This is a genomic window from Cupriavidus sp. 05L310, assembly GCF_056398185.1.
The window spans coordinates 41,103-67,361 of the sequence record NZ_JBFTOX010000056.1; the positions used below are offsets into that span (position 1 = coordinate 41,103).

The following is a 26,259-nucleotide window of genomic DNA, read 5'->3' on the forward strand; positions in this document are numbered from 1 at the left end:
CGGCAACAGACCCGCCGCACGCCAAGGAGACAAGAGATGGGCGCCCCCGAGATCATCAGGCAGCACCTGATCGACCCCGAAATCTGCATCCGCTGCAACACCTGCGAAGACACCTGCCCGATCGACGCGATTACCCACGACGACCGCAACTATGTGGTCAAGGCCGACGTATGCAATGGTTGCGGCGCCTGCCTGTCGCCGTGCCCTACCGGTGCCATCGACAACTGGCGCACCATACTGAAAAGCGAGGCCTATCCGATCGCGGCGCAGTTGCTCTGCGATGAACTGCCTGGCCACACGCCGCTGCCGGCAACCGGCGAGGCAGAGAGCCAGCCCGATCCGGCCGCGCCGGAAAGTGCGCAGGAACCGCAGGCGCAACAGGTGGAAACCAGCGGGCATACCTCGCCCAAGGCGCCTTGGTCGGCCGCGCATCCCTACGTCAACCTGCACGGCGTGCGTGCTCCCGCCACGGCCGCTGTCGCCGGCAACTACCGCCTGACCGCCGACGACGCGTCGAGCGACGTCCACCACATCGTGCTGGATTTCGGGCAGCACTTCTTCCCGGTACTGGAAGGCCAGGCTATCGGCATCGTGCCGCCCGGCACCGACGCGGCGGGCAAGCCGCACTATATCCGCATGTACTCGATCGCCAGCCCGCGCGATGGTGAGCGGCCGGGCTACAACAACATCGCGCTGACGGTAAAGCGGGTCGAGCAGGACCACGAGGGGCGGCCGGTTCGCGGCGTGGCATCCAACTTCCTGTGCGACCTCGCGCGCGGCGACGAGGTGCGCGTGGTCGGCCCGTTCGGCAGCACCTTCCTGATGCCGAACCACCGCGAAGCCAGCGTGATGATGATCTGCACCGGCACAGGCTCGGCACCGATGCGCGCCATGACCGAACGCATGCGGCGCAACCTTGACCATTTCGCCGGGCAGCGCATGCTGTTCTTCGGCGCGCGCAATGCGCGGGAACTGCCCTACTTCGGCCCGCTGATGAAACTGCCGCCGAGTTTCCTGGATATCCACTTTGCTTTCTCGCGCGACTCCGGCCAGCCACGCCGCTATGTGCAGGACGCTATCCGGGATGCCGGCGCGCGCGTGGCCGGCCTGTTGAACGACCCGCACGGCCATGTCTATATCTGCGGTCTCAAAGGCATGGAAGACGGCGTGCTCGCCGCGTTCGGGGATGCGTGCGCGGATGCGGGACTTCCCTGGGCCGAACTGGAGGCGCGCATGAAAGCGGAGGGACGGCTCCACATCGAGACTTATTAGGCCTGTCAGGCCAATGCAATCTGGCCGGCCACATATCGTATTGCCGGAGAACTTGCCGCCGCCGAAGCCACCAAACCCTACAGATGCGGCGTCGTTTACTACTTCCCTTACGAAACGAACCGCCTATAATGTTTCTGAAGAAACAGGAGCGAGGCGATGCAACCAAGGCAAGTCCCCGAGCATCTTCCTGCCGGCAGTCCGGACCCCGGCACCACACTCACCAAGGCGGTGATGCGTGCCGCCGGCTTTCTCGGCATCAGCCAGGCAGGCGTGGCCAACGTGCTGGGCATCAGCACAGCCTCCGTTTCCCGAATGGCATCCGGCGGCTATGTGCTCGATGCGCACCGCAAGGAATGGGAATTCGGCGTGCTGTTCGTGCGCCTGTTCCGCTCGCTCGACGCCATCCTCGGACACAGCGACCAGGCCCGTCTCTGGCTTGCCAATGAAAACCTGGCGTTGGGCGGCAAACCGCTCGACCTGATCCGCACAACCGAGGGCCTGGTACGTGTCGTTCACTATCTGGATGCCACCCGCGGTCGCGTCTGAGCGCAAGGCCTTTGCGCTCACGCTCTGGCGCGCGGTGGAGGCCCAGCACGTAGTCTCGACCATGCCGCTGGTCGACAGCCTGGAAGAACAGGCAGTGCTCGAAGCCGTGCTCGACGCCGGCAAGCCCGCCGTGCCCGCCGACGCTCGCCATCTCCATTACCTGCTGTTCACGCCGTTCCGCTACCCCCCGTCGCCGTGGGGCTCGCGCTTTCGCGCCGAACAGGATCCAGGCGTGTTCTACGGCGCCGACGATATCCGCACCGCCTGCGCCGAGCTTGGCTACTGGCGCTGGCGCTTCCTGCTCGACAGTCCCGCGCTGCCGCGCATCGATGCGCGCCCGCACACGTTGTTTCAGGTCAGCGTTCGCACCGACGGCATCGCGCTCGACGCCCCGCCCTTCGTGCAAGATGCGGCGCAGTGGACCGATCCCGTCCGCTACGATGCGTGCCAGGCGTTGGCCCGGGTGGCGCGCGAGGCGGGCCTGGGCATGATCCGCTACACCTCGGTACGCGACCCGGAACACGGCCCCTGTGCCGCGCTGCTGACGCCGCGCGCCTTCGCCGAACCCAACCCCCGCGTGACCACCACCTGGATGCTGACGGTACGTCCCGACCGTGTCATCTGGCAGCGAGACGACCTGCTGCAGCGAGACAGTTTTCAGTTCCCGGCCAGCGCGTGGCAGCGCAGCCCGGACGGCACGGACAAGGACTGAATGACGGTGCGCCATCGCGCTGGCATGCGTTGCAGGGGCATGGTCTTGCGCCTTTTCCCATTGTTACGCAATTAGCTGTTGCGCAACAAAAGGAATTGCCTTACAATCTTTTTCTTCGACGGACGCGGGGTGGAGCAGTTGGCAGCTCGTCGGGCTCATAACCCGAAGGTCGCAGGTTCAAGTCCTGCCCCCGCAACCAAAGCCACGCAGACCCACGCGACCGGCTGTCGGACGCAGAACAAATCAACGCCCCTCCGGGCGTTTTTTGTTTTTTGCGCGACGAATTCTCTACATGGCCGCCACCCCGTTCGCGGACCTTTCCCAAACTAGCATCGCACCCCCGGCAGCCCGCATCGGCGGTGATACACTTTCGCCATTCCTCCCGGACGCCTCTCATGAAATTCTGCTCGAACTGCGGCCATGCGGTCGTGCTGCGCATCCCAGAAGGCGACTCGCGCCTGCGTTCAGTGTGCGACAACTGCAGCACCATCCACTACGTCAATCCGCGCAATGTAGTCGGCACCATTCCCGTGTGGGAGGACAAGGTCCTGCTGTGCAAGCGCGCCATCGAGCCGCGCTACGGCTTCTGGACGCTGCCCGCCGGCTTCATGGAGATCGGCGAGACCACCGCGCAGGGCGCCGCCCGCGAGACGCTCGAGGAAGCCGGTGCACGGGTAAAGATCGGGGAGCTGTTCTCCATCCTGAATGTGCCGCATGTGCATCAGGTGCATATGTTCTACCTGGCCACGCTGGAGGATCTCGATATCTCCGCGGGAGAGGAGAGCCTGGAGGTGAAGCTGGTCGAGGAAGCCGACGTGCCCTGGGACGAACTGGCCTTCCCCACCGTGATCCATTCGCTGCGCTGCTTCTTCGCTGACCGCGCGGCGGGACGGCTGACGGACGGCACCTTCCGCCTGCACAGCCTGGATATCGACAAGCCGATGCGCCCGCTGACCAGCCGGGCCACGGTCGAACCCTGAACACGGGCGCGTTGCCCGCCACTCCCGCATGATCACCTGGCTGGATCCGCATGATCCGTTCCCGCCGGTCGAGCGTGCGCTCGGCCCCGGGTCGGACGCGCCCGGCCTGCTGGCGGCCAGCCGCGAGTTGTCGGCCCAGCGCCTGCTGCTGGCTTACCGGCAAGGCATCTTCCCCTGGTATGCCGAAGGCCAGCCGGTGCTGTGGTGGAGCACCGATCCGCGCATGGTGCTGGCGCCACAGGCGCTGCGGGTTTCCGCCACCTTCCGCAAGACCCTCAAGCGCGTGCTGCGCGACCCCGACTGGGAAATCCGCGTCGACGACGACTTTATCGCCGTGATGCAGGCTTGCGCGCTGACCCCGCGGGAGGGCCAGCATGGCACATGGATCACCGAAGACATCATTGCCGCTTATGGTGCGCTGCACCGTAACGGCCTGGCGCATTGCGTGGAGAGCTGGTACCGCGGCGAGCGCGCGGGCGGGCTGTATGGCGTGGCGCTCGGGCGCATGTTCTATGGCGAATCGATGTTCGCGCGGCGCACGGACGCTTCCAAGATTGCCCTGGCCGCGCTGTGCGCGTTCCTCGGCAACCACGACGTGGCGATGATAGACTGCCAGCAGGAAACCGATCATCTGGCTTCGCTCGGGGCGAGTCCGATTCCGCGTGCTGAGTTCGCGGCCCATATCCGCATCGCCACCCGCCAGCCGGATATCAACCCGTGGCGCTTCGACAAGACGGTGCTGCAGAGATGGACCCGGATTCAGGATCGGGCATAGGGCCCGCCCCTCCGGCCACACTGCGCAGCGTCCGGTCACGGCGCCATCGGCTTACCTGCGTTGCTGTTTCATCCCTGGCCGTTGCAGACACATGAGCAAGCTAAAGGAACTCCCCCTTTCCGCGCTGCAGTTCTACGCTACGGCGCCCTACGCTTGCAGCTACCTCGATGGCCGCATGGCGCGCTCGCAGGTGGCCACGCCCGCCCACCTGATCAATGCCGACGTCTACTCGCGGCTGGTCCGCGCCGGGTTCCGGCGCAGCGGCATCTTTACCTACCGCCCCTATTGCGATGAATGCCGCGCCTGCACGCCATGCCGCGTGGTGGTGGACCAGTTTCGCCCCGACCGCAGCCAGCGCCGGGCCTGGCGGCAGCACGAGAGCCTGCAGGCCCTGGTGGCGCCGCTGACTTATGTCGAAGAGCATTATTCGCTCTATCTCCTGTACCAGTCGATGCGCCATGCCGGTGGGGGCATGGACCAGGACAGCCGGGACCAGTATGAGCAGTTCCTGCTGCAAAGCCGGGTCAACTCGCGCCTGGTCGAATTCCGCGAACCGCCGGGCTCGCCGGAGGCCGGCCGCCTGCGCATGGTCAGCATGATCGACGTGCTCGACGACGGGCTGTCCTCGGTCTATACCTTCTACGACCCGCTGGAAGTCAAAGCCAGCTATGGCACCTACAACATCCTGTGGCAGATCCAGCAGGCCCGCGAACTCGGCCTGCCGCACCTGTACCTGGGCTACTGGATCGCCGATAGCCGCAAGATGGCCTATAAGGCGCGCTACCAGCCGCTGCAGGTGCTGACCGCCAACCAGTGGCGCCCCTTCGATTCGCCACAGGAAGCGGTCGCGGTTGCCTCTCCCACTGCCATCCCGATCGTTCCGCCGCAGCCCGGCGAGGAAGCGCCGGAGACTTGATGGCCGGTATCCGGGGGGGCGGCTGGAGCCGGGTCGCGCCTGCGCGGCAGTACCGCTTCCGGCCCAACCGCTACAATGCCGTCCTGGTCCCGACTTCCAAGCTGATTCCCTGTGCTGAACGCGCTCTATCCCCTGTTTCGCCCCGCCCTGTTTTCGATGGATGCGGAGGACGCCCACCATTTCACCCTCAACAACCTGCTGCGCGCCAAGCGTCTGGGGCTGGCGGGCTGCATCGGCAACACCATCGCCGATGACCCGCGCACGGTGATGGGCGTGCGGTTTCCCAATCCGGTGGGCCTGGCCGCCGGGCTCGACAAGGATGGCGCCTATATCGACGGGCTGGCGGCGTTCGGCTTCGGCTTTATCGAAGTGGGTACCGTGACGCCGCGCGCGCAAGCGGGCAACCCCCGCCCGCGCATGTTCCGCCTGCCGCAGGCCGATGCGCTGATCAACCGCATGGGCTTCAACAATGGCGGTGTGGATGCGTTTATCGCCAACGTCAAGGCGTCGCGCTGGAAGGCCGAGGGCGGCGTACTGGGCCTGAACATCGGCAAGAACGCCGATACGCCGATCGAGCGCGCGGTGGATGACTATCTGCACTGCCTGGAACGGGTCTACCCGCACGCCAGCTACGTCACCGTCAATATCTCGTCGCCCAACACCAAGAACCTGCGCCAGTTGCAGGGCGCGAGTGAACTCGACAGCCTGCTCTCGACGCTCAAGGACGCGCAGCAGCGCCTGGCCGACCAGCACAAGCGCTACGTGCCGCTCGCGCTCAAGATCGCGCCCGACCTCGACGCCGACCAGATCCGCAATATCGGCGATGCGCTGGTGCGCCACCGCATCGATGGCGTGATTGCCACCAACACCACCATCGCGCGCGACGCGGTCAAGGGGCTGCCGCACGGCGAGGAAGCCGGCGGCCTGTCGGGCCGGCCGGTGTTCGAGTCGTCCACGCGCGTCGTCAAGGGCCTGCGCGAGGTGGTTGGGGATGCGGTGCCCATCGTGGGCGTGGGCGGTATCTTCAGCGGCGCCGACGCGCAAGCCAAGATTGCGGCCGGCGCGCAACTGGTACAGGTGTACAGCGGGTTGATCTACCGCGGACCGGTGCTGGTCAAGGAATGTGCCGCCGCCCTGCGCGGCTGAGGCGCGCTTCGATTGGGGTTGCCAGGGTGCTGGCAGCCGGTGATACCACAGCCGCCCTCCCCATACCGGGCGTCAACGCCTAACAAGGATAGCCAATGGAAACCATTCGTCTGGGCCGCAGCGACCTGCAGGTCTCGCGCATCTGCCTCGGCACCATGACCTTCGGCGAGCAGAACACCGAAGCCGAAGGCCATAGCCAGCTCGACTACGCCGTGTCGCGCGGCATCAACTTTATCGACACCGCCGAGATGTACCCGGTCAAGCCGCGCGCCGAAACGTATGGCAGCACCGAGCGCATCGTCGGCAGCTGGCTCAAGCGCCAGCAGCGCGACCGTATCGTGCTGGCGACCAAAGTCGCCGGCCCGGCGCGCATGCCGTGGATCCGCAACGGCAGCGACCTGACGCCGGACAGCATCCGCGCGGCGGTGGACGCCTCGCTGGCGCGCCTGCAAACCGATTACATCGACCTGTACCAGATCCACTGGCCGGCTCGCAACGCGCCCATCTTCGGGCAGAAGCAGTTCAATCCGGAAAACGAGCGCGAGTGCGCCTCGGTCCAGGCGCAGCTTGAAGCCATGGGCGAACTGGTACGCGCGGGCAAGATCCGCTACGTCGGCGTGTCCAACGAAACGCCGTGGGGCGTGGCCGAATTCGTCAAGCAGGCAGAGCTGCACGGCCTGCCGCGCATCGCCACGGTCCAGAACCCATACAACCTGCTCAACCGCAGCTACGAGCAGGGCCTGGACGAGGCCTGCTTCCGTACCGACGTCAGCCTGCTGGTCTATAGCCCGCTGGCCTTTGGGCAGCTCACCGGGAAATACCTGGGCGGCGATCTCGCGCATCCCGTGTTCGACACGCAGGCCAAAGGGCGGCTCACGCGCTTCCCGCCCGACTGGAGCCCGCGCTACCTGCGCCAGGAAAGCCTGGCCGCCGCCGCCCGCTATGTGGCGCTGGCGCGCGAGCACGGCATCTCGCCGGCGACGCTGGCGCTGGCCTGGGCCTACTCGCGCTGGTTCGCGGCGAGCACGATCGTCGGGGCCACTTCGGTGGAGCAACTGCGCGAGAACATCGACGCCTGGCAGGTGCCCCTGCCCGAAGCGGCAACCGCAGCCATCGCCCACATCCACGCCGAGATTCACAACCCCGCCCAGTAGACTTCCCGCGTTCCGCGCACCGATGCCGGCGCGCCAACCGGAGCCGCCCTCAGCGCGCTCCGGTCCTGCCGTTTTCCCCTAGTGCCGCACTAGAACAGGGCAAAACAGGGCAAATCGCGTCTCGAAAATGGTATCCTCGCAGGCTTATCGCCGTCGTATCCGCTGCGCCCCAGCGACCGCCTGCCTGCCGCCTGGTGTGTCGTTCCCGCAACGGACCGGCCGGCCGGCGCCACGCGCCACCGGGCAGGACTGCGGACCAAACCCATCGAAAACCAAGAGCGGCTGATTACCCAGAACCCACTCCGGGGGAGATCCATACCATGAAGTGTCTCAAGACATCGAGCAAGACCATCCTGGGCAGCGCCGTGGCCCTCGCGCTGCTGTATGGCGGCGCCGTGCAGGCCCAGACCGTCAAGGTGCTGTCGATCGTCGACCATCCCGCGCTGGACGCCATCCGTGATGGCGTGCGCGACGAACTGAAGAGCGCTGGCTACGATGCCGACAAGAACCTGAAGTGGGAATACCAGAGCGCACAGGGCAATACCGGCACCGCCGCGCAGATCGCGCGCAAGTTCGTCGGCGACCAGCCCAATGTGATCGTCGCCATCGCCACGCCGTCGGCACAGGCCGTGGTGGCCGCCACCAAGTCGGTGCCGGTGGTGTACTCCGGCGTGACCGACCCGGTTGCCGCCCAGCTGGTCAAGGGCTGGGGCGCATCGGGCACCAATGTGACCGGCGTGTCGGACAAGCTGCCGCTGGACCGCCAGGTTGCCCTGATCAAGCGCGTGGTGCCCAAGGCCAAGACGGTTGGCATGGTCTACAACCCCGGTGAAGCCAACTCGGTGGTGGTGGTCAAGGAACTGAAGGCGATGCTGGCCAAGGAAGGCCTGACGCTGAAGGAAGCCGCCGCGCCGCGCACGGTCGACATCGGCGCCGCCGCCAAGAGCCTGATCGGCAAGGTCGATGTGATCTACACCAACACCGACAACAACGTGGTGTCGGCGTACGAAGCCCTGGTCAAGGTCGCCAACGAGTCAAAGATCCCGCTGGTGGCTGCCGATACCGACAGCGTCAAGCGTGGCGCCATTGCCGCGCTGGGCATCAACTACGGCGACCTCGGCCATCAGACCGGCAAGGTGGTGGTGCGTATCCTGAAGGGCGAGAAGCCCGGCGCGATCGCTTCGGAAACCAGCGACAAGCTGGAGCTGTTCGTGAACACCGGCGCGGCCGAGAAGCAAGGCGTGACGCTGTCGCCCGAACTGGTCAAGGAAGCGAAGACCGTCATCAAGTAATCACGGCACGCTGACCCTGCGCGTTCGCGCGCAGGTGGCTCTATCCGGGCCCGCCCCCGGAACGCCCGTACCGCGTCGCCCGACCCGGGCAGCGCGCCAGGCGTTCCTGATCCGGCCTCCCGTGCCGGAAATAGCAACTGGATTTCCCCATGTCCCTCTTTTCCCTTCTGGGCGCCCTGGAGATCGGCCTGATCTTCAGCCTCGTCGCCCTGGGGGTGCTGATCTCCTTCCGCATCCTCAATTTTCCCGATCTGACCGTCGACGGCAGCTTCCCGCTGGGCGGCGCCGTGGCGGCCACGCTGATCGCTTCCGGCCAGGATCCCTTCATCGCCACAGGGCTGGCGATCGTGGCGGGCGCCTTTGCCGGCTTCATCACCGGCTGGCTCAATGTACGCCTCAAGATCATGGACCTGCTCGCCAGTATCCTGATGATGATCGCGCTGTACTCGGTCAACCTGCGCATCATGGGCAAGCCCAACGTGCCGCTGATCACCGAGTCCACCATTTTCACCATCCTGCAACCTGACTGGCTGCCGGACTACATGCTGCGCCCGGCCTTGCTGCTGATCGTGGTGGTGGTGGCCAAGCTCGGCCTGGACTGGTTCTTCTCCTCGCAGCTCGGCCTGGCCATGCGCGCCACCGGCGCCAACCCGCGCATGGCGCGGTCCCAGGGCATCGCCACCGGCCGCGCCACGCTGGCCGGCATGGCGCTGTCCAATGGCCTGGTGGCACTCGCGGGCGCGCTGTTCGCGCAGACCCAGGGCGGTTCCGACATCTCCATGGGCATCGGCACCATCGTGATCGGCCTGGCCGCGGTGATCATCGGCGAGAGCATCCTGCCGGCGCGCCGGCTGGTGTACACCACGCTGGCCGTGGTGCTGGGCGCCATCCTCTACCGCTTCTTCATCGCGCTGGCGCTCAACAGCGAGTTCATCGGCCTCAAGGCGCAAGACCTGAACCTGGTCACGGCGGTACTGGTGACCGGCGCCCTGGTGTTGCCGGGAACCCGCAAGAAGCTGTTCGGCCGCAAGAACGGAGGTGCCTGAGATGCTGCGCGCACAAGACCTGAAACTCACCTTCAATCCCGGCACCCCGATCGAGACGCGCGCGCTGCGCGGCCTCAGCCTGGATATCCCGACCGGCCAGTTCGTTGCCGTGATCGGTTCCAATGGCGCGGGCAAGTCGACCTTCCTCAACGCCATCAGCGGCGACCAGATGGTCGATTCGGGCCGCATCACCATCGATGATATCGATGTCACGCGCAAGCCGGCCTGGGACCGTGCCCCGCTGGTGGCACGCGTGTTCCAGGACCCGATGGCGGGCACCTGCGAAGCGCTGACCATCGAGGAGAACATGGCGCTGGCCATGGCGCGCGGCAGCCGGCGCGGCTTCCGCGCGGCGCTGAACAAGCCCTCGCGCGAGCTGTTCCGCGACAAGCTGCGCCTGCTCAACCTGGGCCTGGAAAATCGCCTGACGGACCGTATCGGCCTGCTCTCGGGCGGCCAGCGCCAGGCCGTGAGCCTGCTGATGGCTTCGCTCCAGCCCTCGCGCATCCTGCTGCTGGACGAGCACACCGCCGCGCTCGACCCGAAGACGGCGGCCTTCGTGCTGGAGCTGACCGCCAAGATCGTGGAGGAAGCCAAGCTCACCACCATGATGGTTACGCACAGCTTGCGCCAGGCGCTGGACTACGGGCAGCGCACGGTGATGCTGCACCAGGGCCAGGTCGTACTGGACGTGTCGGGCGATCAGCGCGCCGGACTGGACGTGCCGGATCTGCTGCGCATGTTCGAGCAGACACGGCATGAGCAACTGGATGACGATGCGTTGCTGCTAGGCTAAGCCCCGGCCAAAATGCGGAAGGCCCCCGTCTCGGCGGGGGCCTTCCGCATTTTGGCCGGCCACGTTCAGGCCGTGGCCGCCTTGTCCAGCCAGCGCTTGAGCTGGTCGGTCACCGCCGAACTCGAAAACGAGCAGCTGTCCTGCGCGAACACTGCCGACATCTCCAGCCGGCGCAGCAACTCTTCCATCGCCTGCTCGAACATCGGCGGCAATACCAGCGCGGGCGCTGCCTCGCGCCAGTTGCGCACCAGGCCATCGGCGGCGAGCTGGCCGCCGATATGTTGTTCAAGCGCTGCGCGCATGGCCGCCAGCGCCGGCGCGTTGTCAGTGGTCGTGGCCATCAACGGGCCCTCCTTTCCTTGTAGAGTTCGCGGAAGGTCCGTCCGCTCGGTGCGGGCAGGTCGCGGGTCTCCGTCCAGCCCCGGCCTGCCATCGGCAGCCTGGCGATCAGCTTGCTGCTGCCGCCCATGCGCGAGAGCAGGCGCGCGCCAATGCGGGTGGCGAAGGCATAGAGCGCCGGACGGCGCGCCACGTAGCCCCACACCTGCAGCCCGAGCCGCTCCTGCCAGGGGCGCAGGCCGCGTTCCATCTGTTTCTCCCGCAGCTTGCGCAACAGGTCCGATAACGGGATGGAAGCCGGGCACACGCGGTTGCATTCGCCGCACAGCGTGGCTGCCTGTGGCAGATCCAGCGCGTTGGCCAGGCCCGTATAGCTCGGCGTCAGCACGCTGCCCATCGGGCCAGGATAAACCCAGCCATAGGCATGGCCACCGATCTTCTGGTACACCGGGCAGTGGTTCATGCAGGCGCCGCAGCGGATGCAGCGCAGCATGTCCTGGAAGTCGCCCCCGATCAGGCCACTGCGCCCGCCGTCGACCAGCACGAAATACATATGCTCCGGGCCATCGCGCTCGCCCTCGGCACGCGGGCCGGTCAGCAGCGAGAAATAATTGGAGATCGCCTGCCCGGTAGCCGAGCGCGGCAGCAGCCGCATCACGGTGGCCAGGTCTTCCAGCGTCGGCAGTACTTTCTCTATGCCGGTCACGGCTACGTGCACTCGTGGCATCACCGTGCACATGCCCTCGTTGCCTTCGTTGGTCACCACCGCCACCGATCCGGTTTCGGCAATGATGAAGTTGCCGCCGGTCACGCCCATGTCGGCCGACAGGAATTCCGGCCGCAGCACTTCGCGCGCCTCGCGCGTCATCTCGGGGATATCGGTCAGGCGCGGCTTGTGGTGCACCCTGGCAAACAGGTCGGCGATCTCTTCCTTGTCCTTGTGCACCACCGGGGCGATGATGTGCGACGGCGGCTCCGCGTCGTTGATCTGCAGGATGTACTCACCGAGGTCGGTCTCGATGCTCTGCACGCCCATCTCGCCAAGCACCTGGTTCAGGCGCATTTCCTCGGTCACCATCGATTTGCTCTTGATGACCTTCTTGACGCCATGCTTCTGCGCGATCTCCGCCACCAGCCGCGCGGCATCCGCGGTGGTTTCGGCAAACAGCACGGTGGCGCCGCGGCGCGTGGCGTTTTCCTCGAAAGTGGCCAGCCAGACATCGAGGTTCTGCAACGCGCGGTCACGTCGCTCCTTGAGCGCCTCGCGCGTGGCATCGAAATCGATGTCGCGAATGGCATCGGCGCGCGCCGTCACGAACTTGGTGGAAAGCTTCTTGAGGTTCTGCTGCAGGCGCTGGTCAGCCAGTTTCTGGCCCGCGCGCGCCTTGAATTCCATGCTGCGAACTTGCATAGCGGGGATCTCGCCAAGGTTTGTTTTTCGTCCGCCCGGGCTCAGGCGTCGCCGGCGAGCACTTGCGCGATGTGCAGCACCTGGGTACGTGTGTCGCCGGTCCGGCGCAGGCGCCCTTCGATATTGAGCATGCAGCCAAGGTCGCCCAGCACCACGGCATCAGCGCCGCTGGCCTTGATGTTGGCGCACTTCTCGTCGACGATGGCTGTCGAGATATTGCCGTACTTGACCGAGAAGGTGCCGCCGAATCCGCAGCAGGCCTCGCAGTCCTTCATTTCGCTCAACTGTACGCCGGGCAATTGCGCCAGCAAGGCGCGCGGCTGGCTCTTGACGCCGAGTTCGCGCAGGCCGGAGCAGGAGTCATGGTAGGTAATGCGGCCGGCGAACCTGGAATCGAATTCGCCCAGCTTGGCCACGTTGGCCAGGAAGTCGGTCAGCTCGAACACGCGCGAGCGCAAGCCCTCATAGCGGCCATTCAGTTCGGGATCGTCGCCCAGCAGGTCGGCGTAGTGATGCAGCACCATGCCGCCACATGAGCCCGACGGGATCACCACATAGTCGAACATCTCGAACTCGCGCAGGAATTTCTCCGCCAGATCGCGCGCCCCGACGCGTTCGCCCGAGTTGTAGGCAGGTTGGCCGCAACAGGTCTGCGCCTCGGGCACCATCACTTCGTAACCCGCCTTCTCCAGCAGCTTGAGCACCGAGAAACCGATTTCCGGACGCATGAGGTCCACCAGGCAGGTGGCGAACAGACCGACTCGCATTGTTTCCCTTTTCCAGACCCCGAAACCCCGCAATTATGCGCTCTTGCGCACCGTGCGGCATACAAAAGCGTTCATGGCGCGGGGGAATTCACTGCATTTTTGCATGCCTTTCCCGGCACATCCGCCATCGGCGGAATCTGAAGTTTCTTTCGGTAATGTCATTTCACCTATTGAAATTTTCACAATGCGAGATAGAATCAGGCAACCGCTTAATTTGCCGCACGGCAACATTTCCCCATGGCAGAAGCAGACAAGGCACCAGGAAAGACATCCATCCAGGTCATCGAGCGCATGATGACCTTGCTGGATGCGCTAGCCCAGCATGCTGATCCGGTCAGCCTGAAAGAACTGTCGTTGACCACCGGCCTGCACCCCTCCACGGCGCACCGCATCCTCAACGATATGGTGGCCTGCCGTTTCGTCGACCGCTCCGATCCCGGCAGCTATCGGCTTGGCATGCGGTTGCTGGAACTGGGCAACCTGGTCAAGGCCCGCCTGTCGGTACGCGACGCGGCACTGGCGCCGATGCGCGCACTGCATCGCGTGACGGGCCAGACCGTCAACCTGTCTGTGCGCCAGGGCGATGAGATCGTCTACATCGAGCGCGCGTACAGCGAACGCTCCGGCATGCAGGTGGTGCGCGCCATTGGCGGACGCGCGCCGCTGCACCTGACCTCCGTGGGCAAGCTGTTCCTGGCGGCCGACGAAGTCGCGCGGGTGCGCAACTATGCCACCCGCACCGGGCTGGCCGGCCATACGCGCACCTCGATCACGGACCTGATCAAGCTGGAACGCGAACTCAACTGGGTCCGCACGAACGGCTACGCGCGCGACAACGAGGAACTGGAACTCGGCGTGCGCTGCATTGCAGCCGGCATCTACGACGATTCGCGCCGGCTGGTTGCCGGGCTCTCGCTATCGGCCCCGGCCGACCGCCTGCAGGACAGCTGGCTGCAGAACCTGAAGGAAACCGCGCTGCAGATCTCGCGCGGCATGGGCTACGCGACCGACGTGGCCGCCTGAGCCCCTCGGGGGTGAGGGATAGGCGGGACACCCTTCCCGCCCGGTCCCGGCACCGCCTTCACCCCGCTATCCTGCTTTTCCGCTGACGCCTGCCGCTGGGTTGCCGCTTGGCTGTTATTGATCCTCAATCGCCGGCGGCGCGCTTAACCCCATTTCCCCATTCATGCATCGATCCGCAACGGCAAGGGTTTACACTTAGTTTTCAGATAACCTGAACAACGATATCCTGCCGGGCATGCGTACCAAAGCCATCACCCTCACCGAACAGGTGACCCAGCAACTGCGCGCCGAGATCGCCAACGGCACGTACCCCGTTGGCGCCCGCCTGCCGACCGGCAAGCAGCTTGCCGGGCACTACGGCGTGAGCCCGGCCGTCATTCGCGAGGTGACCGAACACCTGCGCTCCCAGGGCCTGATCGAAAGCCGTCAGGGCGTGGGCAGCACGGTGCGCTCCCGCGTGGGCAACGCCGGTTTCCAGTTGCCGCGGGAGATGGACATCGATCGCGACGAACTGGCGAGCATCTACGAACTGCGGCTCGACCTCGAGAGCGCTGCCGCCGCGCTGGCCGCGCAACGACGCACCGCGCAGGATGTCGCTGAGATGCAATCGCTGCTGGAGCGGCTGGCGGCGCAACTGCATGATCCTCACCGCAGCGTGGAGGCGGACACCGCCTTCCACGTGGCAATCGCCACCGCCACGCACAACAAGTACTACCTGCAACTGCTCCAATACCTGAACCTGCAATTGCACCAGGCCGTGCATGTGGCACGGCTGAATACGCGCCAGCAGGATGGCCTGTCCGAACAAGTCCACCAAGAGCACCTGGCCATCTTCCACGCAATCCGTGCCGGCGACCCGGAACTGGCGCGCGCCGCTGCCGTGTCCCATCTGCAGGGCGCGGCGGCGCGCCTGGGCCTGCGGCCGCACGCGCGCGCCGAGTCCCCCGCAGCCCGGCAGGAACCATCCCATTCAGCGGCCTGAGCCGCATCGTCTCTCCAGATAGAACCACCATGCAAAATACAGCCTTCCTGCCCCGCCTGATCGAAACACTGGGCCCCGACGTGGTTGCCACCGAGCCCGACCAGGTCGCGCCCTGGCTCGCCGACTGGCGCGGCCTTTACCGTGGCAATGCGCAAGCCGTGGTACGGCCGCGCTCGGTGGATGAGGTGGCCCGCTGCCTGGCGCTGTGCCAGCAGGCCGCGGTGCCGGTGGTGCCGCGCGGCGGCAATACCGGCCTGTGCGGCGGCGCCGCTCCTGACAGCAGTCCGGTCAACGTGGTGCTGAGCATGGACCGCATGAACGCGATCCGTTCGATCGATACCATCGCCAACACGATGGTCGCGGAAGCGGGCTGCATCCTGGGTAACCTGCGGCGCGCCGCCCAAGAAGCGCATCGCCTGCTACCGCTCAGCCTGGCGGCCGAGGACTCCTGCCAGATCGGCGGCAACCTTGCTACCAATGCTGGCGGTGTCAATGTGGTGCGCTATGGCATGGCGCGTGAACTGGTGCTGGGCGTCGAGGCCGTGCTGCCCAACGGCGAGATCTTTCACGGGCTGCGCGCCTTGCGCAAGGACAACACCGGCTACGATCTCAAACAATTGCTGATTGGCTCCGAGGGCACGCTCGGCGTGATCACCGCCGCGGCGCTGCGCCTGTTTCCGCGCACCGATGCGCGCTCGGTGGTGCTGGCCGCGGTGGCGTCGCCCCTGCAGGCGCTGGAGCTTTTCGAACTGCTGTTCGCCCAGTGTGGCGCGCGCCTGCAAGCCTTTGAGTTCTTTACCGGCGATTGCGTCGACCTGGTGCTCAGACATGTGGAAGGCGTACAGGAGCCGTTCGCCCAGCGCCATCCCGCCTATGTGCTGGTGGAGCTGGCCGACACCACGGACGAAGAGGCCCTCAACACCCTGCTCGAACGCGTGATCGGGGAAGCGCTGGAGCGCGAGTTGTGCCTGGATGCCGCGGTCTCCGCTTCGCTGGCGCAATTGCAGAGCCTGTGGAAGCTTCGCGAGGAAATCTCCGAGGCGCAGCGCGCCGACGGGCCGCACCTGAAGCACGATGTCTCACTGCCGATCGAGCAGATCCCCGCCTTCATGGCATCGATGGAGAAGCGCCTCAAGGCCGTCAGCCCCAGCATCCGCCCCTTCATCTTCGGGCACTTCGGCGACGGCAACCTGCACTACAACCTGTCGCGTCCGGCAGGCGCGGAGCGCGACTGGACCGCTCAGCACGGCAAGGCACTGACCGCCGAGGTGCTGGACGAGGTCGCGCGCTACGGCGGCAGCATCAGCGCCGAGCATGGCATCGGCCAGCTCAAGCGCGATGATTTCCTGCGCCTCAAGGACCCGCTCGAACTTCGCCTGATGCGGGGCATCAAGCAATTGCTGGATCCGGCCGGCATCATGAACCCTGGCAAGCTGCTGTAGGCACCGGGCGCGCCGCGGCGCCCAACGAAAAAAACGCGCCGGGGACGGCGCGTTTTTCATGACCTCAGGTCCGTGGGTGCCGGGTCATTGCGGCTCCGCCATCAGATGCCGCGTGGCTGCTGGGCGGTAAGGATAGCCTGGGGGGAACCTGGCCCCTGCGTCAGGTTAGGGGAGGACGGAAAAGGGCGGGCGGGACCCGTTTGCACGTGTTCCAGCCAGTCCTTGACGCGGTTGGCATCCGCAAAGCGCGACAGCTTGCCAACCGAATCCAGGAACACCATCACCACATTGCGGCCGTTCACCTTCGCCTGCATCACCAGGCACTGGCCAGCCTCGGAGATAAAGCCGGTCTTCTGCAGGCCGATATCCCAGTTGCCGCCGCGCACCAGGCGGTTGGTGCTGACGTAGTGCTGGGTACGCCCGAGCACGTTGACCTCATACTCGGTCTGCGTGGAGTACTCGCGGATGGTGGGATTGCGGTACGCCGCGTTGACCATGCGCACGAGGTCCATCGCGCTCGAGACATTGCTGCTCGACAAGCCGTTCGAATCGACGAAGTGGCTGTCGTTCATGCCGAGTTCGCGTGCCTTGCGGTTCATGGCCTGCACAAATGCCGGCAGGCCGCCCGGATAGCTGCGGCCCAGCACCGACGCCGCCCGATTCTCCGAGGACATCAGGGCCAGCAGCAGCGCCTCCTGGCGGCTCAGCTGCGCACCGAATCGCAGGCGCGAGCTGCTGTGCTTTTCATTGTCGCGGTCGTCCTCTGTGATGGTGAGAACCTCATCCATCGGCTGACGCGCGTCCATCACCACCAGGGCGGTCATCAGCTTGGTGATCGAGGCGATCGGCAGCACCGCGGCGGCGTTCTTCTGGAACAGCACTTCGTTGGAGTTCTGGTCCATCACCAGCGCCACGCTGGAGCGCAGCGCGAGCGCATCCTCCGTGTCACGCAGCCCGAGCGCCTCGCCCAGCGAGGGTTTCGCCGGGATAAAGGCCGCGCGCACCGGCGCAGCCTGGCGCTGCGTCACGACCTGACGCTTGCCGTTTTTCAGTACCACGACCTTGCGCGTAGTGACGTGCTCAGTCTTGCCGCTGCTGGCGACTTGCTTGGTTTTTGCGGATTTAGAGGAGGTACTTGCCGACTTTTTCTCGGACTTAACGACTTTTGCCGACTTTTTGCTGGTTTTTGCGGTGTCCGTCGATTTCGTCGCGGCATCGACCGCGGGAGCGGCCAGCATGGAAACGGTCAGCAGCACAGAGGCGGCGACCGATGTAAGAGGGGTAGAGCCGAAGAATCGAAACAATAGGGGGGAATCAGACCGGAACATGATTCATTCAGCGCGCAACTTGGATTGCGCCAGTTTAGGAAAAAAAGAAATTGTTAGCAAGATTAAAGACTTACGAAGCCTCTTTAAAGTTCGATTTGCAAACAATTCCACATTATGAAAAAACAACACATTCATCACATGACACGTGCAGTAAGACCGACGTGGACTGTGGTAATTCCACAGCGGATCGCCCTTCCTGCCCGCTCATCGGAGCCCTCCGAGCCAACCGGACGACAGCCGGCTCATGCATAAAATATAGCTCGCGGCCAACGAGACTTATGACAAGAAACGTGCGAACCCGCTTACAGGTTCACGCTCCGTACTAAGGGTATTCTCTATGGCCGCGGGATCGGCATACCCCAGGGCCATGCCACAGACCACCATCTCGTCCTCCGGCAGGCGCAAGTGATTGGCAATGACCGCGTGGAACTGGGTGAAAGCCGCCTGCGGGCAGGTATCCAGCCCACGCGCCCGGGCTGCCACCATGATGCTCTGCAGAAACATGCCGTAATCCAGCCAGCTACCCTGCTCCAGGATGCGGTCGATGGTGAAGATCATGCCCACCGGCGCACCGAAGAAGGTGAAATTGCGGGAGTGCTGCGCATGCATGCGCGCCTTGTCCTCGCGGCTGATCTGCAGCAGGCTGTACAGGTCCCAGCCCACCTTGCGCCGGCGGTCGATATATGGCGCCACCCACTCGCGCGGATAGTAGGGATACTCTTCCCGGTACTTGCTGTCGCGCTGCGGATCGTCGTAGGCGGTCAACACGTCGGCGGACAATTTCAGCTTGGCATCACCGCTCAGCACATAGACCCGCCACGGCTGGGCGTTGGTGCCGGAAGGCGCCCGGCTGGCCACCGCCAGGATCTCGTTGACCACATCGTGCGGCACCGGCGTATCAAGAAAAGCACGCACCGAGCGGCGTGTGATGATGGCCTGGTCTACCAGGCCGGTGTCCCGCTTGCGCTGCGAATCCATGACTGTCAACTCCTTCATGCGTCTGTACCCTGCCCCGATCAGGCGCCGGCGTCCGCGGATTCGCACACCAGCGCCTGCAAGGCGTTGCGCAGCGCAGGCGGCAGCGGTACCGGCCGCCGCGTGGCGCGATCGACATAGACATGGACGAAATGACCTTGCGCCGCAGCGACGTCGTCGTCATTGCGGAACAGGCCCACTTCGTAGCGCACGCTCGAGTTGCCCAGCCGCGCCACGCGCAGCCCGGCCACCACGGTGTCGGGAAAGCTAAGCGCGGCGAAGTAGTTGCATTGCGTTTCGATCACCAGCCCGATGGTGTCGCCAGCCTCGATATCGAGCACGCCCTGCCGGATCAGGTAGGTGTTCACAACGGTATCGAAATAACTGTAGTAGATGACGTTGTTGACGTGGCCATAGACGTCGTTGTCCATCCAGCGCGTGGTGATCGGCTGGAAATGACGGTAGGCACTACGGGTATCGGCAGTCGGTTTCATCGGAAGCACGCAAGAGGAAGATCAGCGGCGAATCACAAGGGCCACGCCGCCTGCGGCAAGGGCCATGCCAAGTGCCGCCAGCGGCGGAAAACTCTCGCCGAACAGCAGCCACGCCATGACGGCGGTGGTCGGCGGCGTGAGATACATCAGGCTGGACACCTTGGTCGCCGCGCCCTCCCGGATCAACAGGAACAGCAGCGAAATCGCGCCGATTGACAGCGCCACCACCGACCAGGCCAGCGCGCCGAACATCTCGGCGTTCCACTCGACGTGGCGGGTCTCGGCAAGAAACATGAAGGGCAGGCAGGCCAGCGCCGCCGCCGCGAACTGGATCACGGAACCCATGCGCAGGTCGAACATCGGGCAATAGCGCTTCTGGTACAGCGTACCGAAGGTGATCGAGAACAAGGCACCCACGGCAAGCAGCAGGCTCGGCGCGGACAGCCCGCTGGCCGACAGCTTGTTGGCCACCACCAGACCCACGCCCACGATGCCCAGCGCCAGCCCCAGCCACTGGCGCCGTCCGATGGTCTCGCCCATGCGCGAAGCCGCCAGCGCGGTCAGGATCGGCTGCATGCCGACGATCAGGGCGGAAACGCCCGCCGGCATGCCGAGTTTGACCGCTGCCCAAACGCCGCCGAGATAGCCCGCCTGCAGGAACAGTCCCGCCACGGCGATATGCCCCACCCTGCGCCAGTCGACGGCGCCCGCGCTCTGCGGCAAGGGCACGCGCGCCACCACCACGAAGGGCAGCATCAGCACCAGCACGCCGACAAAGCGCAGGAACAGGAAGGTCATCGGCTCGGCATGCGGCATGCCGTACTTGGCCACGATAAAGCCGGTACTCCAGATCACCACGAACAGCCACGGCATGGCGGCCATCCAAAGGGTGCCGCGCGTTGCGCGGACTTGGCTGGTTGCGCTCATTGCCGTGTCACCGCGATCGGGCTGGCAGCCGTGAGCGTGTCCAATTTCATGCGCCGGGCATAACGTTCGTGATATTGAGCGGCAAGCGCGATGGTCTGCGCATGCACCGCCACGGTGTCCTCGATCTGGTTGCCGTAGCCGCCAGCCATCGCCACGGCGATCGGCAGCCCCCGCGCCAGGGCTGCATCAAACACCAGACGATCGCGCCTGGCCAGGCCGGCGAGCGTGAGCTTCAGGCGGCCCAGCCGATCGCCCTCATGGGGATCGGCGCCTGCCAGGTAGATGATCAGGTCCGGAGAGAAACGCGCGAACAGGGCTTCGAGCGCCTCCTGCAACGCCGCGGCGTAAACCTCGTCGTCGCAGCCATCGGGCAGGCCCACGTCGAGGTCGCTGGCTTCCTTGCGAAAGGGATAGTTCTTTTCGCCGTGCAGGGACAGCGTGAACACGAAAGGGTCGTCGCGCAGGATGGCCGCGGTGCCGTTACCCTGATGCACATCGAGGTCCACCACCGCCACGCGCTCCACCCGGCCGTCGCGGCGCAGCTGGCGTGCCGCGATCGCCGCATCGTTGAAAACGCAGAAACCGCCGCCCTTGTCCGCATAAGCATGATGCGTCCCGCCCGCCAGGTTCACCGAAATGCCCTCGCGCAGCGCGGTGCGGCATGCTTCGATGGTGGCGCCGGCCGAGCGCCGCGATCGCTCGACCATGGCCTCGGACCACGGAAACCCGATCTCGCGCTGGCGCGCAGGGTCCAGTGCGCCCCGGGAGACGCTGGCCACATATTCTGGGGTATGCGCCAGCAGCAAGGCATCGTCTCCGGCACGTGGGGCCTCGGCCAGCGTCAGGCCCGCCACTTCCCGCTCAACCGTCGCCCTCAACATGCTGTACTTGCGCATCGGGAAGCGATGGCCCTCGGGCAGGGGCAGGACAAAGTGGTCGGCGTAGAAGGCGAGCATGGGGATTAACTGGGGGCGGACATCCGGCCGGCAGGCCGCTGCCCCGGCAACAGGGCCGTGGCGCATCGGCCGCTGCGTTGCACACGCTTGGGCAGCACCGATTCGGGCAGACCGCGATGGTAGCACTGAGCCGGCGCGAAGGTACGCGACCAGGACCGCCCTTCCCGCGCCCGAGCTGGCGTAAATCCGCAACTCTGGCGGCGCGATATGTGGCATCAGGTCGACTTCCGGCGACTTCGGCCGGACTTATTTGTGCATTGCACAAGAAATTCTTGACACCGTTTTTCTTTTCCCTACAATTGGAATTGTTGCGGCGCACCATCGGTTTTGCAGAGCAAGCGGAAGCGCCGGCAACCCCCAAACGCCTGGGGCTGGCTGACGAAAAGCAGTGACGTCGTCATGGCTTTGACATCTGGGCGGCCTAATTTTGTCTGACATTGAACTTCATTATTGGAGACCAGCATGAGCTTCACCCCGGAACAAGTCGCCGCAGCGCAAAAAGCCAATCTCGAAACCCTGTTTGGCCTGACCACCAAAGCCTTCGAAGGCGTTGAGAAGCTGGTCGAACTGAACCTGCAAGTGGTCAAGGCCACGTTCGCTGAAAACGTGGACAACGCCAAGAAGGCCCTGTCCGCGAAGGACGCCCAGGAATTCCTGGCCATCCAGTCCTCGCTGATCCAGCCGGTTGCCGAAAAGGCCCTGGCCTATAGCCGCCACCTGTACGAAATCGCCTCGGAAACCCAGTCGGAATTCACCAAGGTTGCCGAATCCCAACTGGCCGAAAACTCGAAGAAGGTGCAAGCCCTGGTCGAGAACCTCGCCAAGAACGCCCCGGCCGGCTCCGAGTCGACCGTTGCCATCGTGAAGTCCGCGATCAGCGCCGCCAACAACGCTTACGAGTCGGTCCAGAAGGCCACCAAGCAAGCTGTTGAAATCGCCGAAAGCAACTTCCAGGCAGCCGCCAGCGCCGCCACCAAGGCCGCCCAGCAAGCCAGCGCAACGGCTCGCACCGCGACCAAGAAGGCCGCCCCCGCCGCCGCCTAACTAGCGCAGGCAGGACAACGGACCGGCTTCGGCCGGTTCGTTGGCAAAGCGCGCCTGGCACGGCCAGCGCATTTTGCCAACGAAGGCAGCACGAACGGCAACCAAGCCGCCCTGCCCTCTGACGATGTCTCCTCGGTATCTGGTTTCCTTGTATTCCAATATCGATTCATTCCCGGCTATGTGCCGGGATTTTTTTGCCTGCGGCGCGGACCGGCTGTGCCGATTTCAGGCTCTGCGCGATGCGGCATCCATCTTTCGCGTCAAGCCGGCTTTGCCGACCCACGGCCCGCCACGGTCCTCCTCTGCTGCAAGCGGGGTTTGGCTGGCGAAGCCACAAGTGGGCGCCAGGAAAATCTTGGCGGTTAATTGCGAATCGGACAATAAAAAGGCCCGCCGTGCGGCGGGCCTCGATGCGTGGCTGATGCTGGCCGCTTAACGCTTGCGCGGCGGCGGCACGTCGGTGCAGACGCCTTCGTAGATCTCGGCAGCCATGCCGATGGACTCGCCCAGCGTCGGGTGCGGGTGGATCGTCTTGCCGATATCCACCGCATCGGCGCCCATCTCGACGGCCAGGCAGACTTCGCTGATCAGGTCGCCGGCATGCATGCCGACGATGCCGCCGCCGATGATGCGGTGGGTTTCCTCGTCGAAGATCAGCTTGGTAAAGCCCTCGTCGCGGCCGTTGGCAATGGCGCGGCCCGAAGCGGCCCACGGGAACACGCTCTTGCTGTACTTGATGCCCTGCGCCTTGCACTGGTCTTCCGTCACGCCGGCCCAGGCCACTTCCGGATCGGTGTAGGCCACCGACGGGATCTGCTTGACGTCGAAGTACGCCTTCTCGCCGTGCGCTGCCTCGGCCGCGACGTGCGCCTCATGCACCGCCTTGTGAGCCAGCATGGGCTGGCCGACGATGTCGCCGATGGCGAAGATGTGCGGCACATTGGTGCGCATCTGCTTGTCGACGTCGATAAAGCCGCGGTCCGTCACCGCCACGCCCGCCTTCTCGGCGCCGATGCGCTTGCCGTTGGGCACGCGGCCCACAGACACCAGCACCAGGTCGTAGCGTTGCGGCTCGGCCGGGGCCTGCTCGCCTTCGAACCTGACGTAGATACCGTCCGGCTTCGCTTCCACGCCGACCGTCCTGGTCTTGAGCATGACCTTGTCGAAGCGCGTCTTGTTCATCTTGTCCCAGACCTTGACCAGGTCGCGGTCGGCACCCTGCATCAGCCCATCGAGCATTTCGACAACATCGATATTGGCGCCCAGCGTGCTGTACACCGTGGCCATTTCCAGCCCGATGATGCCGCCGCCGATCACCAGCATCTTGTTCGGCACCTCGGGCAGCTCAAGCGCGCCGGTGGAGTCGACGATGCGCGGATCTTCGGGGATGAACGGCAACTTGACCGCCTGGCTGCCGGCCGCGATGACGGCCTTCTCAAAGCGAATCACGGTCTTCTTGCCGGTGGTCTGCTTGGCGTCGCCTTCGGTTTCCTGCACCTCGAGGTGATGCGGATCCAGGAAAGTGCCAATGCCGCGCACGACCTGCACCTTGCGTGCCTTGGCCATGCCGGACAGGCCGCCGGTCAGCTTGCCGACGACGGTTTCCTTGTAGTGGCGCAGGCCGTCGAGGTCGATCTTGGCTTCGCCGAACAGGATGCCGTGCGCCGCCAGCGCCTTGGCTTCGTCGATCACGGCGGCGTTGTGCAGCAGTGCCTTGGACGGGATGCAACCGACGTTCAGGCAGACGCCGCCGAGCGTGCCGTAGCGCTCGACCAGCACGGTATTCATGCCGAGGTCGGCGCTGCGGAAGGCAGCCGAATAGCCACCGGGGCCGGCGCCGAGCACCAGCATGTCGCAAGTGATGTCCGCGCTGCCCGAATGCGAGGCCGCCACGGGTGCGGCAGCCGGAGCAGCGACCGGCGCGGGAGCGGCCGCAGGGGCCGGTGCCGGCGCGGCTGCCGGCTTGGCGGCGGCTTCGCTTTCCAGCGTGCAGATCACCGCGCCCTTGGCGACCTTGTCGCCAACCTTGACACGCACTTCGACCACCTTGCCGGCCGCGGACGAAGGCACGTCCATGCTGGCCTTGTCCGACTCGAGTACGATCAGCGACTGCTCCTGCTCGACCGTATCCCCAGCCTTGACCAGCACTTCGATCACTTCCACCGCGTCGAAATCGCCGATATCCGGCACCTGGACTTCGATCACACTCATGTTTTGCTCCTCAAGAGCGCGCCCCGCTTCAGATACGGGCCGCGCCATCGTTATTGATTGCGCCGTCGCCGGCCGTGTCACCGAGCCGTACCACCTGCACTTCGACCGGACCTGCCGAACTCTTGTCGAACTCCACGCCTGCATCCACGCCGATCCGCGCAATCTCCCCGGCGTTCAGGCCCGGCTGGTCGTAGACCGCGTGCATGGCGCCCAGCGCGTAGTTGCGCCCCGAGCCAATGCCCCAGAAACGGTCGAACGAAAAGACTTCGCGGTACGAATAGACACCGAATATGCCCGCCGGATTGGCGATGAGGCACACGATCTGCGAGGACTCGTAGGGATCGTCCTCATCTTCCTTGGTGTTGATGAAATACTCGTTCTTGAGTTTTTCATGCACCTTGAGAAAAGTCCGGAAGACGTCGTCGCGCGAGCCCAGGCGGCAATCCTCGCCCAGCCCGGCCAGCAGGCTGCGCATGACCGGAAAATGGGCGGTGGTGCCCGCGAGCGCCACAAAGCTGTCCCCCACGGGAAACACCTTCTGGTTGCGCTCGTAGGCACGCGTGAGCCGGGTGTCGCCAAACGTCACCAGTGCGTCGGCGGCAATTGCCACCTCACCGGCCTTCTTGACGACAACGCAGGTAGTCATGGACTCGCTTCCTTCCTGTTTTCGGACGGCAGGTTGCAGACGTCTGGCAGAGGGCGCGCACGGCCGCGAGGGCCAGGCGCACCCTGCCCGCCTTACAGCAGGATGCGGCGGAAATCGGCCAGCAGTTGCCCGAAGTAGGTATTGAAGCGGGCCGCCTCCGCACCGTCGATGACGCGGTGATCCCACGACAGCGACAGCGGCAGCGTCAGGCGCGGCACGAATTGCTTACCATCCCACACCGGCTTCTGGTACGACTTGCAAACGCCCATGATGGCCACTTCAGGCGCGTTGATGATCGGCGTGAAATACGTGCCGCCGATCCCGCCCAGCGAGGAGATCGAGAAGCAGCCGCCTTGCATCTGGTCCGGTTTCAACTTGCCGTCGCGTGCCAGCTTGGCCAGCTCGTTCATTTCCTGGCCGATCTCGATCACGCCCTTCTTGTCGGCGTTCTTGATGACCGGCACCACCAGGCCATTCGGCGTGTCAGCGGCAAAACCGATGTTGAAGTACTTCTTCAGCACCAGGCTGTCGCCGTCGAGCGAGGCGTTGAAATTGGGGAATTTCTTCAGCGCCGCCACGGCAGCCTTGATCATGAAGGCCAGCATGGTGACCTTGACGCCCTGCTTCTCGTATTCCTTGTTGAGCTGCACGCGGAAGGCTTCGAGGTCGGTGATATCGGCTTCGTCGTGATTGGTGACGTGCGGAATCATCACCCAGTTTCGATGCAGGTTCGCACCGGAGAGCTTCTTGATGCGCGACAGCGGCTTGCTTTCCACGTCGCCGAAGCGGGTGAAATCCACCTTCGGCCACGGCAGCAGGTTCAGCTCGCCACCGCCACCGGCCGGCGCGGCAGCGGCTTGTGCCGGAGCCGCGGTCAGCCCGGTCATCACGCCCTTGACGTAACCCTGCACGTCGTCCTGGGTGATGCGGCCCTTGGGTCCGGTGCCCGGCACGCGCGAAACGTCCACGCCAAGCTCGCGCGCGAACTTGCGCACCGAGGGGCTGGCGTGGGCGGCGGCGCCGGTCACGCCGGCGACCGGCGCGGCGGCGGGCGCGGCCACGGGGGCCGGCGCCGGCAC

At 65.1% G+C, this 26,259-nt stretch carries 28 protein-coding genes and 1 tRNA gene; 18 read left to right on the forward strand and 11 right to left on the reverse strand.

From position 1 onward, the window contains the following. Positions 1-36 precede the first annotated feature (36 nt). The 12 genes from boxA to AC1DS6_RS32300 all read left to right on the forward strand — a co-directional run bounded on the left by boxA (position 37) and on the right by AC1DS6_RS32300 (position 10,635). Entirely contained in the window at positions 37-1,272 is a 1,236-nt protein-coding gene (gene boxA, locus AC1DS6_RS32245; RefSeq protein WP_477103933.1) for a benzoyl-CoA 2,3-epoxidase subunit BoxA, read from the forward strand. Positions 1,273-1,428: 156 nt separating this feature from the next. Then, the gene (locus AC1DS6_RS32250; protein ID WP_035860093.1) at positions 1,429-1,818 is read left to right on the forward strand and encodes an MbcA/ParS/Xre antitoxin family protein; all 390 of its coding nucleotides are present in this window, start codon (positions 1,429-1,431) and stop codon (positions 1,816-1,818) included. Further along, entirely contained in the window at positions 1,778-2,530 is a 753-nt protein-coding gene (locus AC1DS6_RS32255) for an RES family NAD+ phosphorylase (protein ID WP_441631264.1), read from the forward strand. Before AC1DS6_RS32250 ends, AC1DS6_RS32255 begins: the two co-directional genes overlap by 41 nt. Positions 2,531-2,653: 123 nt before the next feature. Continuing rightward, positions 2,654-2,729 (forward strand) — tRNA-Met (locus AC1DS6_RS32260). 196 nt (positions 2,730-2,925) lie between these two features. After that, positions 2,926-3,510: an NUDIX hydrolase gene (locus AC1DS6_RS32265; RefSeq protein ID WP_035860091.1), complete on the forward strand. Its 585-nt coding sequence runs from the start codon at positions 2,926-2,928 to the stop codon at positions 3,508-3,510. A 28-nt stretch (positions 3,511-3,538) separates the two neighbouring features. Next, positions 3,539-4,285, forward strand: coding sequence for a leucyl/phenylalanyl-tRNA--protein transferase (aat, locus tag AC1DS6_RS32270; protein WP_441631266.1), 747 nt, complete (start codon positions 3,539-3,541; stop codon positions 4,283-4,285). 91 nt (positions 4,286-4,376) lie between these two features. Beyond that, positions 4,377-5,201: an arginyltransferase gene (locus tag AC1DS6_RS32275; protein WP_441631268.1), complete on the forward strand. Its 825-nt coding sequence runs from the start codon at positions 4,377-4,379 to the stop codon at positions 5,199-5,201. 111 nt (positions 5,202-5,312) lie between these two features. Beyond that, positions 5,313-6,347, forward strand: a complete 1,035-nt coding sequence (locus AC1DS6_RS32280; protein WP_441631270.1) for a quinone-dependent dihydroorotate dehydrogenase — start codon at positions 5,313-5,315, stop codon at positions 6,345-6,347. A gap of 95 nt (positions 6,348-6,442) precedes the next feature. Beyond that, complete coding sequence (locus AC1DS6_RS32285) at positions 6,443-7,501, forward strand: aldo/keto reductase (RefSeq protein ID WP_441631272.1); 1,059 nt, start codon at positions 6,443-6,445, stop codon at positions 7,499-7,501. A 320-nt stretch (positions 7,502-7,821) separates the two neighbouring features. Then, a complete protein-coding gene (locus tag AC1DS6_RS32290; RefSeq protein ID WP_477103934.1) occupies positions 7,822-8,793 on the forward strand; it encodes an ABC transporter substrate-binding protein in 972 nt (323 codons plus the stop codon). 149 nt (positions 8,794-8,942) lie between these two features. Further along, positions 8,943-9,839 (forward strand): ABC transporter permease, encoded by an 897-nt coding sequence (locus tag AC1DS6_RS32295; RefSeq protein WP_035860075.1) that lies wholly within the window; start codon positions 8,943-8,945, stop codon positions 9,837-9,839. A gap of 1 nt (position 9,840) precedes the next feature. Beyond that, a complete protein-coding gene (locus AC1DS6_RS32300) occupies positions 9,841-10,635 on the forward strand; it encodes an ABC transporter ATP-binding protein (protein ID WP_477103935.1) in 795 nt (264 codons plus the stop codon). A 65-nt stretch (positions 10,636-10,700) separates the two neighbouring features. Here AC1DS6_RS32300 and AC1DS6_RS32305 read toward each other — a convergent pair whose 3' ends face one another. From AC1DS6_RS32305 to AC1DS6_RS32315, 3 genes are read right to left on the reverse strand one after another with little or no spacing between them, the layout of a single operon-like run. Continuing rightward, positions 10,701-10,976, reverse strand: a complete 276-nt coding sequence (locus tag AC1DS6_RS32305) for a hypothetical protein (RefSeq protein ID WP_441636302.1) — start codon at positions 10,974-10,976, stop codon at positions 10,701-10,703. After that, positions 10,976-12,385 (reverse strand): LutB/LldF family L-lactate oxidation iron-sulfur protein, encoded by a 1,410-nt coding sequence (locus AC1DS6_RS32310; RefSeq protein WP_441636300.1) that lies wholly within the window; start codon positions 12,383-12,385, stop codon positions 10,976-10,978. The genes AC1DS6_RS32305 and AC1DS6_RS32310 overlap by 1 nt, the downstream gene beginning before the upstream one ends. Positions 12,386-12,426: 41 nt before the next feature. Next, positions 12,427-13,152, reverse strand: coding sequence for a (Fe-S)-binding protein (locus tag AC1DS6_RS32315; protein ID WP_441636298.1), 726 nt, complete (start codon positions 13,150-13,152; stop codon positions 12,427-12,429). A 237-nt stretch (positions 13,153-13,389) separates the two neighbouring features. Here AC1DS6_RS32315 and AC1DS6_RS32320 point away from each other — a divergent pair, with 237 nt between their 5' ends. From AC1DS6_RS32320 to AC1DS6_RS32330, 3 genes are all read left to right on the forward strand, one after another. After that, positions 13,390-14,175, forward strand: a complete 786-nt coding sequence (locus AC1DS6_RS32320) for an IclR family transcriptional regulator (protein WP_006155981.1) — start codon at positions 13,390-13,392, stop codon at positions 14,173-14,175. 235 nt (positions 14,176-14,410) lie between these two features. Then, complete coding sequence (locus tag AC1DS6_RS32325; protein WP_441636295.1) at positions 14,411-15,157, forward strand: FadR/GntR family transcriptional regulator; 747 nt, start codon at positions 14,411-14,413, stop codon at positions 15,155-15,157. Between the two features lie 29 nt (positions 15,158-15,186). Next, a complete protein-coding gene (locus tag AC1DS6_RS32330; RefSeq protein WP_477103936.1) occupies positions 15,187-16,599 on the forward strand; it encodes an FAD-binding oxidoreductase in 1,413 nt (470 codons plus the stop codon). A gap of 101 nt (positions 16,600-16,700) precedes the next feature. Here the strand turns inward: AC1DS6_RS32330 and pbpG are convergent, their stop codons facing one another. The 5 genes from pbpG to AC1DS6_RS32355 all read right to left on the reverse strand — a co-directional run bounded on the left by pbpG (position 16,701) and on the right by AC1DS6_RS32355 (position 21,279). Then, positions 16,701-17,927, reverse strand: coding sequence for a D-alanyl-D-alanine endopeptidase (gene pbpG, locus AC1DS6_RS32335; protein WP_441636291.1), 1,227 nt, complete (start codon positions 17,925-17,927; stop codon positions 16,701-16,703). A gap of 276 nt (positions 17,928-18,203) precedes the next feature. Continuing rightward, on the reverse strand, positions 18,204-18,905 hold the full coding sequence (locus AC1DS6_RS32340) for a nitroreductase (RefSeq protein WP_441636289.1): 702 nt from the start codon (positions 18,903-18,905) through the stop codon (positions 18,204-18,206). Between the two features lie 38 nt (positions 18,906-18,943). Next, positions 18,944-19,396: an acyl-CoA thioesterase gene (locus AC1DS6_RS32345; RefSeq protein WP_035860049.1), complete on the reverse strand. Its 453-nt coding sequence runs from the start codon at positions 19,394-19,396 to the stop codon at positions 18,944-18,946. A gap of 21 nt (positions 19,397-19,417) precedes the next feature. Beyond that, positions 19,418-20,323: a DMT family transporter gene (locus AC1DS6_RS32350; protein ID WP_441636285.1), complete on the reverse strand. Its 906-nt coding sequence runs from the start codon at positions 20,321-20,323 to the stop codon at positions 19,418-19,420. Next, positions 20,320-21,279, reverse strand: a complete 960-nt coding sequence (locus AC1DS6_RS32355) for a histone deacetylase family protein (protein WP_441636283.1) — start codon at positions 21,277-21,279, stop codon at positions 20,320-20,322. Before AC1DS6_RS32355 ends, AC1DS6_RS32350 begins: the two co-directional genes overlap by 4 nt. Positions 21,280-21,395: 116 nt before the next feature. On the opposite strand from AC1DS6_RS32355, the gene AC1DS6_RS32360 reads away from it, so the two are divergent. The 3 genes from AC1DS6_RS32360 (at position 21,396) to AC1DS6_RS32370 (ending at position 22,759) form a co-directional block, all read left to right on the forward strand. Continuing rightward, positions 21,396-21,671 (forward strand): hypothetical protein, encoded by a 276-nt coding sequence (locus AC1DS6_RS32360; protein WP_477103937.1) that lies wholly within the window; start codon positions 21,396-21,398, stop codon positions 21,669-21,671. 70 nt (positions 21,672-21,741) lie between these two features. After that, positions 21,742-22,323, forward strand: a complete 582-nt coding sequence (gene phaP1, locus AC1DS6_RS32365) for a TIGR01841 family phasin PhaP1 (RefSeq protein ID WP_035860043.1) — start codon at positions 21,742-21,744, stop codon at positions 22,321-22,323. Positions 22,324-22,471: 148 nt separating this feature from the next. Further along, positions 22,472-22,759: a hypothetical protein gene (locus AC1DS6_RS32370; RefSeq protein WP_441636279.1), complete on the forward strand. Its 288-nt coding sequence runs from the start codon at positions 22,472-22,474 to the stop codon at positions 22,757-22,759. On the opposite strand, the gene lpdA is transcribed toward AC1DS6_RS32370, so the two are convergent. The 3 genes from lpdA to AC1DS6_RS32385 form a co-directional block, all read right to left on the reverse strand. Then, positions 22,756-24,534 carry a dihydrolipoyl dehydrogenase gene (gene lpdA / locus AC1DS6_RS32375; protein WP_441636277.1) on the reverse strand — a complete coding sequence of 593 codons (1,779 nt, stop codon included), beginning with the start codon at positions 24,532-24,534 and terminating at the stop codon, positions 22,756-22,758. The two genes, AC1DS6_RS32370 and lpdA, sit on opposite strands and share 4 nt — an antisense overlap. A gap of 28 nt (positions 24,535-24,562) precedes the next feature. Continuing rightward, a complete protein-coding gene (locus AC1DS6_RS32380) occupies positions 24,563-25,180 on the reverse strand; it encodes an Ntn hydrolase family protein (RefSeq protein WP_035860037.1) in 618 nt (205 codons plus the stop codon). 92 nt (positions 25,181-25,272) lie between these two features. Further along, on the reverse strand, positions 25,273-26,259 hold a 987-nt coding region (locus AC1DS6_RS32385; RefSeq protein ID WP_477103938.1), incomplete at its 5' end, for a dihydrolipoyllysine-residue acetyltransferase.